This window comes from Ensifer sp. LC384 (assembly GCF_001695865.1).
Taxonomy (GTDB): domain Bacteria; phylum Pseudomonadota; class Alphaproteobacteria; order Rhizobiales; family Rhizobiaceae; genus Ensifer.
This window is the reverse complement of the sequence record NZ_MBST01000001.1, coordinates 248,720-261,324: the sequence shown is the minus strand read 5'-3', so window position 1 is coordinate 261,324 and position 12,605 is coordinate 248,720. Positions and strand designations below refer to the sequence as shown.

The window sequence follows — 12,605 nt, the reverse complement described above, 5'->3', positions numbered from 1 at the left end:
AAACCTGGTGGCGAATGCCACCAGGCGCAAATGATCGCTTGCGCGACTGCATTGCGCCGGAAGCAGTCATGGGAATGTCGATTATCGCTCCATGGCACCTTTTCCGGCGACTATATTCGGTCGAAATTTGGCGATGCGTGACATTCGCGTTTCGGGCTTCTTGGTAGAACTGAGATTGATCACATAGCTTTTCTGCCGCCCCGGCGTCAGGCTCCGAAAGGCTTCTGCAAGTTCAGGATCGGAGTCCAGGGCGTCAACCAGCTCATCGGGCAGCTCGATTTCACTCTCATCCTTTGGTGGCTTGATCCCAGCCTCCGCATAATCCATCGCCTCCCTCAAGTAAGACAGGATGACGGTCTTCATCTTTGCTACCTGAACGGTATCCGCGAAACGGATCATGTCGGGATGACGTGTGTTCGGGCCTTGTCTCTGGAGGACCCCGCAAGGGTCTTTCATCAATGCCGCGTTGAAAAAGGTTAAGCGGAAATTATCGCGAAAAGCGCCGAAGATGACGATATTGCGGTCTCGATGCATGTAACATGGGTGCCCCCATTTTACCGTCTCGACCAACCCTGCATCGAGGCAAATCTGGCGCAGTTCGTTCAGGCCCTGCACCCATCGCCGCGTCGAACAGTCCGGTCCGGCAAAGCGCTCACAGCGCCCGCATCCCTTGGTAAAGTAGTCTTCAATTGAAGTGATCATGGTACGGACAGCAAATTCCATCGAATCTCTCGCTGCTAAAGGAAGGAAACAACCCGCGTGACTATGCTTTCGATCCGCGCCACCTGACGGCGTAGGGGACGGCGAACATGTACAGGCCAGTGAACATCAGCACAAAAAGTGGTGGTAACGGCGCGTATACGATCCACGGCGGAGGCTCCCCGAGCCCCATGGCCACAAAGTTGGCGATGACCGCCACCGTGAAGACAATCGAAAGCCATCGGTGAACCTGGCGAATCCACAAATTCGAACGCACATGCAACTCCTGTGCTTATCAGTGTTGAAGGAGCGGGAGACCTTTCAATCTGTCTCGGTTAAAACCCGTTCCAGCTTTGCAAGGAACTCAGGCCAGCCTGCCTTGGCACCGCCGTATGCCTGCCTCTGATCCGGCCGGAATCCAGACTGCTCCATGCGCAGGCGGGTGCCCGTCGTCGTGGGCGAGAGCGAAAACGTCACGACACTGTTCAGATCGAAGGCAGGATCGTCATGTTTGAAGTTCCAGGTATAGGAGAGCGTTGTTTGCGGCTCGACAACGAGCACCTCGCAATCCAGAACGCCACCCCATTCTCCGCGAAGATTAAACCGGTGGCCCACGGCAGGACTGAAGTCATTCTTCATCAACCACTCCGAGATCAGATGAGGCTGGGTGAGCGCCCGCCAGATCTTTTCCGGCGGATGCGCGATCTCGCGCTCGACAATGACGGTGCGTGTTGCAGTCGATGTCTCGCTCATTGGTCCATCCTGTCCAGCAAGTCTTCGAGGTCGTCGAACCTGCCCTGCCAGAAGCTTGTCATCTGGTTTGTCCATTCGATCAACGGAGCGAGGGCACCGAGTTGCGCGCTGTAGTGGGTTTGGCGACCGTGGTGGCGGTCGTTCACCAAACCGGCCCGCTTGAGGACGGCCAGATGCTTCGACACGCCTGGCTGGGAAACTCCGGCCCGAGCCGTCAGGGCTGCGACAGTCTGATCACCGTCGCGACACAACCCCTCGAAAATGGCGCGCCGCGTTGGGTCGGCAAGCGTCTTAAAAAGCATGTCCCGATCTGGGATGGCGATATCTGGCATGGTAATCCATAACCCGTTAGCTATTTGTTCAATCAATAGCTCACGGGTTATGAGTTCGTCAAGAGGCTTTGAAGAGGAGATTGGCTGACCGTTATCGCCAATGACATCAGTGGCGGCGATTTAGGCCGCCTCGGGCCGGAAGTCGCCATTGGTAGCATTTGCTGCATGACACCCGAAAAACATTCCGAAAAAGCGAAAGCGCATGAAGGTGTCCTTCATGCGCTTTCTTTTTTCCTGCAGCGTCGAGGCAGATTGCTCTTGTCGGCCTACCTCAAAGATTTCTGCTGCAAATTGGATTTCCGGAAAATTAAAGTCCCTATTTCGGTTTGGACTCTCAGCGGCCTGACTTCAGATGAAGAGCATTGTGGCCACGAATACGAACGCTGCACTAATCATGAGGACATTCAACGAATGTGTAAGTCCCATCGAAGACCCTCCTTGCGCTGACGGTTAAAACATAGGGCGAATTAACGGCGCTTGAAAGGGAAACTTGTGCTGCAGTGCGAAAACACGTGATCACAATTGCCTTGTCAACAGGGCTATAACTTTGAAATTGCAGTGGATTTTGTGCTGCCACATTTTTTTCACAATCGCTACCGGAGGGTTAATGTAAACGTTTGTAACCATGCGTGAGTGCTTCGGAAGGGCACGCTTGCTGCCGCATCCGGCGCTTACGATTCCCGTTGCGCGGCGCGTTTCAGGCGCAATATCCGACCGTCGAGTACGGCAAGACCGGCGGCAATCAGCGCCATGCCGCCTACATCCGCCGGCTGTAGCGTCTCGCCCAGGAAGAGATAGCCGAGCAGGATAGCACTTGGCGGAACGAGGAGCGTGACCAGCGACGCGTTGGTGGCGCCGGCCTCGCCCATGATGCGGAAGAACAGGATGTAGCCATAGGCTGTCGAGACGAGCGCGAGGGCCAGAATGGCGAGCGTCGCATCGAGCGGCGGCATCGGCAGGGCCCAGGGCGTATCGACGAGCGCTGCCACCGGCAGCATCATCAGCGTCGATGCGGTCAATTGGCCGGCTGCGGTGACTGGCGGAGCAAGGCCGCGAAAGCGCTTGCCGTAGGTTGCGGCCAGGCCATAGCTGACGGCGGCGAGCACCGGCAGCATCAGTGCCCAGAGCGGCACGCTGCCGGCGCTGCCGAAAAGTCCGGCGATCGCGCTCGGACCGATCAGCACCACGGTACCCGCAAGTCCGAGCAGGCAGCCGCCGATCTTGGCGGAGCTGAGTTTCTCGTCGTCGGTTGCCATGTTGGCGATGATCACGGTCCAGACCGGGGTGGTTGCGTTCAGGATCGCCGCGAGCCCGGCGCCGATATGGGTCTGCCCGAGGAAGATGAAGGCATGCGGGATGGCGTTGTTGATCAGGCCCATCAGCAGGAACTCGCGCCAGCGGCCGGCGAGTGCCTGATAGATGCCGAAGCGCCCGCGGATGTAGAGGTGCAGCGCCAGGGCGGCGAGGCCGAGCCGCAGGAAGACGAGGGTGAAGGGTGGGACGTGCGCGACCGCGACGCGGGCAAAGAAGAACGATCCGCCCCAGATGAGCCCGAGAAGGGCCAGGAGGGCCCAGGTCCGCATGGTCATCTGCTGGCTGCCGGCCGGTGCTGGTGCATTCATGATGCTGCTCGCGCTCTCTGCGCGGCCGTTGCCGATCAAATCGACCAGTCGGGATGCGCAATCCAAATGGGCCGCTTTCACCGCCGCATGCCGATAGGGACCCGGAAGGCTGCGTGAAGGGGCGTCGCGCAGGTCTAGCGCGGCGCGTTGAAGTGCGCCACCCACTTCTTGCCATCCGCGGCGCGCGACAGCGCCAAGTATCGATGTCTATGATCGTTCGATAAGGGAGAACGCCTGTCCGCTTCGATGAATTCCGATCGAAGCGGACAGACGAAAGGTCGCCCGGCCAAATCCTGGCCGGGGGAGTGCTTACAGCGCCGCGCGTCAAATATGACGCGCAAAGGACGCTGTAACACTTTGAACTTACTACATAATTTTCTCCTTAAATCGTTTCCGATTTAAGGAACTATGCAGCGGAGCGTTTCCGGTCCAAACGGAATCGCAGAAACGCTCTAACTCTTTGTTTTTACGCATTTCCTGACGGAAGACCGCGCTTTTCCTGGAAATGCTCAGAGCGCGTTCAGCAGTTCCAGCGTCGCCCAGCCGTCGGCCGGGCGGCCAAGACGCAGCTGTTCCTTCTGCAGCGCCGCACGGGTGCCGGAGCCGAGAATGCCATCGACCTTGCCGACGTCATGGCCGAGCGTCTGCAGCTTGGTCTGCAGCGCCTTCATGCCGGTGTCGTCGAGGCCCTGTTCGGGATTGCCGCCCTCATACGTCGGCGCGCCGCCGAGGCGGGTTGCGAAATAGGCGGCCGAGGTCGTGTAGATGAACGACTGGTTCCACTCGAGATAGACGTTGAAATTGGGGTAGGTGAGGAAGGCGACGCCCTTGCGGCCCTGCGGCAGGACGAGCGAGGCTTCCAGGTTGCCGAAGGCGATGTCGCCGTTGCGCGGCTTGACGCCGAGCGCGAACCAGTCGCTGGCCTTCATGCCCGGCTGCAGGCCTGTCTTTTCCCACGGAAGCTGCTCGGGCACGCTGACTTCCTGGATCGCCGGCTGGCCGGCCTTGAAGCCAAGGCTCTGGATGAACTTGGCGGCGGTCAGGATCGCGTCCGGCGAGCTCTTCTTCAGATTGACGTGGCCATCGCCATCGCCATCGACGCCAAAGGCGATGATGTCTTCAGGCAGCATCTGCACCTGGCCGATTTCGCCGGCCCAGGCGCCGCTCGTCGTTGCCGGGTCGAGGTCGCCGTGCTGGACCATTTCGATCGCGGCGATCAGCTGCGGGCGGAACATTTCCGGCCGACGGCAGTCATGGGCGAGTGTCACCAGCGCGTTGCGGGTGTTGAAATCGCCCTGAACGGCGCCGAAGTCCGTTTCCATGGCCCAGAACGCGGTGATGACAGGAGCCGGTACGCCGAATTCCTTCTCGGCGCGGGCAAAGACGTCGGCATATTCCTTCATCTTCTGGGCGCCGATATCGAGCCGTGACTTACTGACGGTGCGCTTGGAGAATTCGTTGAAGGTCTGCTTGAACACGCCCTGGGCGCGGTCGCGGCTCAACACCTTCTGGTCGATGGCGGCGCCGGCGAGCGCACGTTCGACGACATCGGCCGGAACACCCTTGGCGACCGCTTCGCCCTTGACGCCTTGCAGGAAGGCTCCGAGATCGCCGCCGCAGGCAGGCGTCTGCGCCAGGGCGGGGGAGGCCGTCAGCGTGAGAAGCGCGACGGATGCAAGAGCATGCCGGGCTTTGAGGATCATCACAATTCCTTTCTGTCGCCGCAGGGCGCGATGCGCCGCCGCTGGCTGTCAATGTACCAAAGATGCAATCTGCTGCTGCTCTCTCAGAGCATTATGACGGAAAGAAGAAAATGGGTCGGTTTGCCGCGCTTCTGCACAGAACCGTTGCGGCCGTCATTTCGGCTTGGAAACAGCCGCGACCCAGTTCTTCCAGTTCTTCGCCGAGCCGGCAAAGGCGTTGATATCGGTGGCACCGTCGATGCCCGGTATCACGCCGGTGCTGGTATATTGCCAGAAGGCCCAGCGGCGCTCGACATAGACTTCGCCAGGATGCTTGGCGACGGAGCGGACCCAGAAGTGGTGCTCCTTGAACTGGTCGACGAGATTGTCGCGGTGGAAGTCGACCGAGGTATAGATGATCGGCCGCTTGCCGTAATGGGCTTCCAGCCGGTCCATGAAGCGTTTCATCTCGACACGGACTTCGTCAGGAGAGGGGCGATGGCGGCAGGTCTTGGACTCGCCGTTCCATTCGACGTCGAGGACGGGCGGCAAGTAGACGGCGCTCTTCGGCACATTGGCGATGAACCAGTCGGCCTGGGCGTCCGCGGTCGAGCAGAAATAGTAGAAATGGTAGGGCGCATAGGGAATGCCGGCGGCGCGGGCGCGCTGCCAGTATTCATTGAAGCGCGCGTCGACGACATCCTTGCCCTCGGTCGCCTTGATGAAGGCGAAGGAGACGCCGGAATTCTTCACCTTCATCCAGTCGATATCGCCGTTCCATTTGGAGATGTCGATACCGTGGATGTTGTGGTTGTGCGGTGTGCGGTCGCCGAAATTCTGCGGGTCGGTATCGCTGAAGCGCGGCGGGATCGACGCGGTCTGCATCAGATCGTAGTCGGTCGACGAACAGGCGGAAAGGAGGGTGGCAATAGGCAGCAGTGCCAGGAGAAGCCGGCGCATGGAGGTCCTGTTTCGAAACGAACGACGATCCTGCCTCACACGGTGGCTTTCATGATGGTGATATCCCCCAGCGAGGCGTGAACCTCCTTTTCACCATATCATCGTAAAAATTGAGTTAGCTCAAGCGGGAATTGCGGCAGCAGCCTGGTCGTCAAGCCTTGCTGCGACCGGATTTGCTGACGGAGATGCCGCGGTTGACGGGCGGTGATAGACCGCAAGCCAGGCATAACCCCGTCCGATGGCCCGGCGCTCGAGCTGTGCGCCGTCGCGTCTTGCCCGCTCAGCCAACACCTCGAACAGCGCTTCGCGCGGTGTTACGTGAAAGCGCGTCAGCCAGCTCCGCAGCAGGCGGCGGAAGCTCGCCGGCAGCCGTTCCTGCTGGCCGAAATCGGCAATATGCAGCGAACCGCCGGGGTTGAGAGCGTCGATCGCGGCGTCGATCGCGCCCTGCCAGTCCGGTATCATCGACAGCGAATAGGAAATGACGATCCGGTCGAAGCCGGTTTCGCCGAAAAGCTGGGGCTGGAAGCTGGTGGCGTCGGCGATGCGCAGCGTGGCCGCCGATCTGCCGCGGCGGCTGAGCTTCGCTTGCGCCGAGGCCAGCATCTCCGCCGAGATGTCGAGGCCGAAGAGCCGGGCCTTCGGGAAGCACGCGCCGATAAGCGCAAGGTTGCGGCCCGTGCCGCACCCGACTTCAAGCACGGAGGCGCCGGCGCCTGCGTTCAGCTCGCGGATCAGCGTATCACGGCCGAAGAGATAGTACTTCCGTGTCAGGTCGTAGACGTGTCGCTGGTAGCGGTACATGTGATCCATGCGCCGCTGGTGGCTGATCTCGGCCTGCTGCACGCCGCTCATCCCTTCTTCCGATAGATATGAAAACCGCCATAGATGGCCGAGCGATCGGCGTTGCCGAGCTTCAGCGACGTCTCCGCATCATAATGCCATTGCTCCATCAGCGCCGGGGAGAGGCGGCCGGGAAGGATGCTTTCTTCGGCGGCGGTGCGGAAGATCACGGTCGCGTTGGTGTCGGCGGTCCGGGTGATCTCCGTCCAGAGATCGTTCAACTGCTGGTCGTTCATCCAGTCCTGCGCGTCGAGCAGCACGTAGCGATCGACCGATGCCGCCGGCTTCCTGGCCAGAAGCTCGGTGAAACTGGCGTGGTGGACCTCGACGCTCTCAGTGCGATTGCGGATCGTCTCGTAGTTGTCGGCGTGGAGATAGGCCGGAAGTTCGCCCTCGTGCGGCAGGGGATAGCGGCGGGCGAAGGCCTGCCAGGCAAAATAGTTTTCCCTGAGCGGGAAGTGGCAGGTCAGTTTTTCCAGGCGGTGGCGAAGGACTGCGGCGAGCGATTTGTCGTTGCTCAGGCTTGCCAGCTCGTCGAACTGCTGCGGCGGGATGCCGAGGCCGAACAGCGAGCTCTTCTGGCTGGTGATCCAGCGAATGAACGGGCGTTCGAACAGGGGCGCCAATCGCGTGTCGAAGAACTGACGCTGCTCGCGCATGGAGCGGGCCTGGACGAATTCTTCCGGATTGACGCCATGCAGCCGCGCCAGGATATGGCTTGCGGCGATGAAGCGGCCGAGCAGGCCGGTGCGATAGATGTTGCGGCCGAAGACACCGATACGCCGGCGCCCGGTGACGCCGCGGCCGTTCCAGTAGCTGCGGGTGGCCTGATCGATTTTCGGGGCGATGAACAGGTCGAAGGCCTGGACATTCGATTGCGTGCCCTGCGTTGCCAGGAACCGCGTGACGTCCTTGTGGCTCGGCAGATGGCGGAAGGCGGCCAGCTTCAACCGGTTGAGCGCGATGTGGTGCGGATTGAGATCGACCACATCGATGCGGCCCGGGCCGGCGGAGAGATAGGTGAGCATATTGCAGCCGCCGGAGCCGATGGTGACGATTCGATGCCCGGGGCGAAGCGGCATCGCCTCCATGTCGACGATCGGGTCTTCCCAGATCTGCGGATAGACGAGGCCGGAAAAGAGCAGGCCGAACAGGCGCTCGGACAGGCCGGCAAGCGAGAAGGTCTTGTGTTGCAGGAGCGCGTTTTTCAGCTTCGGATTTTTTCTGCCAAAGCCGACATCAGGGGCAAGTTCGGTCATCTCTGCCGCTCATCCAGTTGAAACTTAGCCGCTTCTAAAGTGACTCCGCTACACTTTGATGACGGGTTTTTTCACAGCTCCCGCGCTGCACAAAAATAGCCGACTACGATTTTTCACCCATAAGAATTCATTAAATCCTGGCGTGCTAGCTCCATCCTATATTCGGGGGGCGTCGACATGATGTTAAGAACGTTTCTGCCGAAGCCCGAGCAGCGATTTGCGGCTGCCGGCGCGGCACTGGGGGCTTTGTTTCCGGCGGTCTGGCTGACCACGGAAACGGTGTTCACGGATGGATCCTTTGCACATTGGAACTTTTCCGGAGCGCTTGCGGCGGGCGTCATGCCCTTCTTCGTCGGAGCCTCCTTCTATCGCTGGTCCTATTCACGTCGGCTGGAACGCGAGCTCAGGGCGGCCCGCCGTGCCGAGCGGCGGTTGCGCAACGAGGTCCACCGCGACCGTTTGACCGGGCTTGAAAACCGCTCGGCGCTGGAGGCGGATGTCCTTCGCGCGCTTCGCTCTGACGGCACGGCGTTCGAGCGCAGGCCGCTGCTCCTCATCGACCTCGATCGCTTCAAGACGGTCAATGACACGATGGGGCATGACGCCGGCGACCGTCTGCTGAGCGGCATCGGCACCCGGCTGAGGTGCGCCTTCGCCGGTGAGGCGACCGTCTATCGGCTCGGCGGCGACGAGTTCGTGCTGGTTGCGCCGGGCTCGCCTGATGATACCGAGGTCGCAGCGCTTGCGGATCGCGTGAAAGCACTGTTCGACATGCCTTTCGATCTGGCGGATGGCCAGGCGGTGTCGGGTTGCAGCATCGGCGTGACATTCCTTGAGCAGGGCGATCTGTCGACCGGCGCGGTGTTGAAGCGGGCGGACCTTGCGCTCTACGAAGCCAAGGAGATGCGCGGCAACAGCCATGTCTTCTACGCGCGCCATCTTGCGCAAGCCGCAGAAATGCGCGCCGAGGCCGAGCGCGATCTGGCCCGTGCGGTCGCCCAGCGGGAGTTCTTCCTCGAATATATGCCGATCGCCGGTGCCGCGAGCGGCGCCATCCGTGGCTTCGAAGCGCTGTTGCGCTGGCTGCACCCCGTGCGCGGCGTCATCGGCACGGAGGCTTTCGCCGAACCGCTCGAGCAGGGCGCGCTTGCGCTCTCGGTCGGCAATTGGGCGCTGCGACAGGCCTGCAGGCAGGCGGCGAGCTGGCCGTCTCCGGTGGGTTTGACGGTCGCGCCCTTCGCGCTGCAATTGCGGGACCGCGATTTCATCGGTCATATCAAGACGTGTCTTGGTGAGGCCGGATTGGCACCGGGGCGACTGACGATCGAAGTGCCGGAAGCGTTCTCGGCGGGCGACATGGCCCTGATCGGCGAAAATCTGCAGGGCTTGCGCGCGCTCGGCGCGCGCATCGCGCTGAGCGGTGGTGCTGCGGCCTCGCTGCCGCTCAACCTTGTCGGCGAGCTGCAGCCGGACCAGTTGACGGTGGACCTGCCGGCGATCCGTCGGTCGCATGGCAGCGAGCGCAGCGTCGCGCTGCTCGCCTGCCTCCTCAATACGGGCCAAGTGCTGCGGCTGCCGATGGCGGTGCGTGGCATCGCCAGGGAAAGCGAGATGGATTGCGCCCGCACCGCCGGGGCGGTCGAGGCCTGGGGGGCATGGATATCCCCGGCCTTGCCGGCGCGCGATCTGGCGGCCCTGTGGCGCGATGCGTCCGGCGAGGACGTTCGTCGGCTGGCGTAAGCCGGACGGGCAACGCGCATCTCCTCGGTGACGACGCAAGGGCTTTTCCTTTCGCGCAAATGCTGCTTCTCTCTCGCGTCAGACGGGAGGATGCGATGGGACGCGTATTGAAAACGGTCGGTGCCGCAGTTGTTGTCGCCGTTGCCGGCGTCGGCGGATGGCTTGCGCTGGCGCCGCCGGAACTGCTGAAGGTCGGCGATGGCTACGCCGCCAAGATCGTCTGCTCGAATGTCTTCATCGCCGGGCGTGACGGGCAGGCGGTGCTTGCCGACGACGTCCAGGCGCCGGGCAATCCGCTGTTGAAGTTCATCAGCGTTTCCGTCGACCGGCAGAAACGGCTGGTTTCGACCCGCATCTTCGGCTTTGCCGCCCCGGCCCATGCCGTCTATCGCCCGGGGCTCGGCTGCGCCAACGTCTCCGACGAGGATGTTGCAGCTCTGGTGCCGATGGCGGAACCGTCGACGCAGGAAGCCGCGCGCTCGGCCGACGCTTCCTGGCCGGACGGCGACAAGGCGGATATCGACCCCGCGGTTCAGGCGTTGATCGAGGACGGCAACCTTGCCGGTCCCGGCATGCGGGCGATCGCGGTGGTGCGCGACGGGCATCTGATCGCCGAGACTTACGGCGCGGGTTTTGATCGCTCGACGCCGCTTCTCGGTTGGTCGATGACGAAATCGGTGACATCAGCTCTCATCGGCATGCGTGTCGCCGAAGGGCGCATGGATGTAACGCGCGCCGGCCTGCTGCCGGAATGGAGCGGCGACGAGCGCGCCAGGATCAGGCTTGCCGACCTCATGGGCATGGAGAGCGGCCTGGAGTTCAACGAGGGCTATGGCAATGTCAGCGATGTGACGCGCATGCTCTATCTCGAAAGGGATATGGCGGGCTTTGTCGCAGCCAAACCGGCGACATCTGAGCCGGGCTCGACCTTCAGCTATTCCAGCGGCACGAGCGCGCTCTTGTCGCGGCTCTGGATGCGGAGCTTCGACGACCCCGCCGCTGCGCTTGCCTATCCGCGCGACGCCCTGTTCCTGCCGCTCGGGATGACGAGTGCCGTGCTCGAGGCCGATGCCAGCGGCACCTTCGTCGGATCGTCCTACATGTATGCGACGGCGCGCGACTGGGCGCGTTTCGCACAGTTCCTGCTTCAGGACGGCAACTGGAAGGGCAGGGCGCTGCTGCCGAAAGACTATGTCGCTTTCATGCGGACGCCGACGAAAGCATCCGGCGGCGAATATGGCGCGGGCCAGGTGTGGCTGCAGGAAAACGGGGTTCGCGCCGGCACCGGCGTCTTCCCGGCGGACGCCTTCTGGATGCTCGGCCATGACGGGCAGGCGATCATGCTGGTGCCCTCGCTTCGCCTTGCCGTCATCCGCCTGGGGTTGACGCCGTCACGCGGCGGTTACGACGTGCAGCAGCTCAACGCCAAAATAATAGAGGCGCTCGATTGAGCGCCTCCTGAAACCTTCACCGAAACGATCGGCGGGCTTATACCAACCTGCGCTGATATTGACCTATTGCGTGAGACCGTGTGCGGTCATCCGGCGAGGAGCACACCGCAGAGCGATGCCTTGGCATCGGTCGAGGATTGCGACGCTGCCGGTGGCCGACACACGGCCCACCCGAAGGGCGCGGCGCAATAGGTCAATATCAGCGCAGGTTGGTATTACTTCATGCCAAGCTCTTCGAGCAGGCCCTTGCGCTTGGCGTGGTAGTAGTAACCGCTGGCATAGAGCTTGACCGCGCCGTCGTGCTTGTTGTCGGCAACCATCCAGGCGCCGTGCAGGTACTTCGTCGCATACATCAGGTTGGTTTCCGCGTCGAACAGGCCTTCGGCAGGACCGTCGTAGCCGAGACCCTTGGCGGTGTTGTAGCGGATCTGCATCAGGCCGTAATTGCCCCTGCTGAAGGCGCGCGGGTTGTAGTTGCTCTCGCGCTTGACGACGCGGTGCACGAGTTCGACGGGGATGCCGTTGAGGTCGGCGTAATGCTTGATGAGCTTGTCGAGTTCCGGACGCGAGCTGGTCGGCGCCTTGGTGAGCTTCATCGAATCGGGAATGACGCTGGCAACGGCGGCGACGCTCGAGCCGATCACGCCCATCTTCGGCTTTTCGGTCGGAACGATCATGCGGTTGGCGACAAGCGTTTCAAGGCCGACGGGCTCGCCGGTGTCGAAGTCCGATTCCATTGCGGCAGCGACCGCGAGCGTGGAAACGGGAAGATCCTGAACGCGGCTCGTCTTCGGCGAGACGAGAGCGGATGCGGTCTCCGGCAGGGCAGTTGCGTTGGTCGTTGCCGCAGCCGGCGTCGCCATGGCGACGGCCTGGGCTTCGCCGGGCTTGGCGCCGGGAACGGCGACTGCCGTGGGGGCCGGACCGGCCGCAGCCTGCGCCAGATCGGTGCCGACGGGATAGGTGGTTGCCATGCCAGCCGTTTGCGCCGACAGCGCAGCGGAGGCCGCGGTTGCCGCGCCATCCGGAGTCGGCAGCGCATAGGCTGTCATTTCGGTGCCGGGCTTTGCAAGCGGGGTGACCGTCTGCACGGCCGTAAGTTCTTCCACCGAGGTATGCTCGACAGTCGAGCACCCCGAGACGAGTGTCGCCGACAGAATAGCTGCCACGCCAAATGTCTGTTTTGAAAGGGAAATACGGAATTTCGCCATGCTGTCACTTTCGTGCTTCTGGGCCCCGCAGCCCCTGCAAATCAACGGCTGCC

General features: G+C 62.1%; 12 protein-coding genes. 2 read left to right on the top strand and 10 right to left on the bottom strand.

The genetic code is table 11. The features are described from left to right. Positions 1–81: 81 nt before the first annotated feature. The 9 genes from BC363_RS01285 to BC363_RS01245 all read right to left on the bottom strand — a co-directional run bounded on the left by BC363_RS01285 (position 82) and on the right by BC363_RS01245 (position 8,150). Entirely contained in the window at positions 82–702 is a 621-nt protein-coding gene (locus tag BC363_RS01285; protein WP_065787021.1) for a YdeI/OmpD-associated family protein, read from the bottom strand. Positions 703–763: 61 nt separating this feature from the next. Further along, positions 764–976, bottom strand: a complete 213-nt coding sequence (locus tag BC363_RS35740; RefSeq protein ID WP_065787022.1) for a hypothetical protein — start codon at positions 974–976, stop codon at positions 764–766. Between the two features lie 44 nt (positions 977–1,020). After that, complete coding sequence (locus BC363_RS01275) at positions 1,021–1,452, bottom strand: SRPBCC domain-containing protein (RefSeq protein ID WP_065786765.1); 432 nt, start codon at positions 1,450–1,452, stop codon at positions 1,021–1,023. Further along, positions 1,449–1,784, bottom strand: coding sequence for a metalloregulator ArsR/SmtB family transcription factor (locus tag BC363_RS01270; RefSeq protein WP_083222388.1), 336 nt, complete (start codon positions 1,782–1,784; stop codon positions 1,449–1,451). Before BC363_RS01270 ends, BC363_RS01275 begins: the two co-directional genes overlap by 4 nt. Before the next feature lie 671 nt (positions 1,785–2,455). Continuing rightward, positions 2,456–3,406: a DMT family transporter gene (locus BC363_RS01265; RefSeq protein WP_065787024.1), complete on the bottom strand. Its 951-nt coding sequence runs from the start codon at positions 3,404–3,406 to the stop codon at positions 2,456–2,458. 509 nt (positions 3,407–3,915) lie between these two features. Then, the gene (locus BC363_RS01260) at positions 3,916–5,109 is read right to left on the bottom strand and encodes a lytic murein transglycosylase (RefSeq protein WP_065786766.1); all 1,194 of its coding nucleotides are present in this window, start codon (positions 5,107–5,109) and stop codon (positions 3,916–3,918) included. Positions 5,110–5,262: 153 nt separating this feature from the next. After that, positions 5,263–6,048 (bottom strand): glycoside hydrolase family 25 protein, encoded by a 786-nt coding sequence (locus BC363_RS01255; protein WP_065786767.1) that lies wholly within the window; start codon positions 6,046–6,048, stop codon positions 5,263–5,265. Positions 6,049–6,168: 120 nt separating this feature from the next. Continuing rightward, a complete protein-coding gene (locus tag BC363_RS01250; protein ID WP_083222387.1) occupies positions 6,169–6,903 on the bottom strand; it encodes a class I SAM-dependent methyltransferase in 735 nt (244 codons plus the stop codon). Continuing rightward, complete coding sequence (locus BC363_RS01245) at positions 6,900–8,150, bottom strand: DUF3419 family protein (RefSeq protein WP_065786768.1); 1,251 nt, start codon at positions 8,148–8,150, stop codon at positions 6,900–6,902. Before BC363_RS01245 ends, BC363_RS01250 begins: the two co-directional genes overlap by 4 nt. A gap of 177 nt (positions 8,151–8,327) precedes the next feature. Between BC363_RS01245 and BC363_RS01240 the strand changes: the two genes are divergently transcribed. Further along, the gene (locus tag BC363_RS01240; protein ID WP_065786769.1) at positions 8,328–9,890 is read left to right on the top strand and encodes an EAL domain-containing protein; all 1,563 of its coding nucleotides are present in this window, start codon (positions 8,328–8,330) and stop codon (positions 9,888–9,890) included. Between the two features lie 95 nt (positions 9,891–9,985). Then, complete coding sequence (locus BC363_RS01235; RefSeq protein WP_065786770.1) at positions 9,986–11,341, top strand: serine hydrolase; 1,356 nt, start codon at positions 9,986–9,988, stop codon at positions 11,339–11,341. Between the two features lie 215 nt (positions 11,342–11,556). Here the strand turns inward: BC363_RS01235 and BC363_RS01230 are convergent, their stop codons facing one another. Beyond that, positions 11,557–12,552, bottom strand: a complete 996-nt coding sequence (locus BC363_RS01230) for a lytic transglycosylase domain-containing protein (RefSeq protein WP_065786771.1) — start codon at positions 12,550–12,552, stop codon at positions 11,557–11,559. Positions 12,553–12,605 lie beyond the last annotated feature (53 nt).

Excerpts from the sequence above, each read along its gene's own strand:
- BC363_RS01265 (WP_065787024.1), bottom strand. The coding sequence starts at position 3,406 with ATGAATGCACCAGCACCGGCCGGCAGCCAGCAGATGACCATGCGGACC.
- BC363_RS01270 (WP_083222388.1), bottom strand. The coding sequence starts at position 1,784 with ATGCCAGATATCGCCATCCCAGATCGGGACATGCTTTTTAAGACGCTT.
- BC363_RS01260 (WP_065786766.1), bottom strand. The coding sequence starts at position 5,109 with ATGATCCTCAAAGCCCGGCATGCTCTTGCATCCGTCGCGCTTCTCACG.
- BC363_RS01255 (WP_065786767.1), bottom strand. The coding sequence starts at position 6,048 with ATGCGCCGGCTTCTCCTGGCACTGCTGCCTATTGCCACCCTCCTTTCC.
- BC363_RS01285 (WP_065787021.1), bottom strand. The coding sequence starts at position 702 with ATGATCACTTCAATTGAAGACTACTTTACCAAGGGATGCGGGCGCTGT.
- BC363_RS01250 (WP_083222387.1), bottom strand. The coding sequence starts at position 6,903 with ATGAGCGGCGTGCAGCAGGCCGAGATCAGCCACCAGCGGCGCATGGAT.
- BC363_RS01230 (WP_065786771.1), bottom strand. The coding sequence starts at position 12,552 with ATGGCGAAATTCCGTATTTCCCTTTCAAAACAGACATTTGGCGTGGCA.
- BC363_RS01275 (WP_065786765.1), bottom strand. The coding sequence starts at position 1,452 with ATGAGCGAGACATCGACTGCAACACGCACCGTCATTGTCGAGCGCGAG.
- BC363_RS01245 (WP_065786768.1), bottom strand. The coding sequence starts at position 8,150 with ATGACCGAACTTGCCCCTGATGTCGGCTTTGGCAGAAAAAATCCGAAG.
- BC363_RS01235 (WP_065786770.1), top strand. The coding sequence starts at position 9,986 with ATGGGACGCGTATTGAAAACGGTCGGTGCCGCAGTTGTTGTCGCCGTT.
- BC363_RS01240 (WP_065786769.1), top strand. The coding sequence starts at position 8,328 with ATGATGTTAAGAACGTTTCTGCCGAAGCCCGAGCAGCGATTTGCGGCT.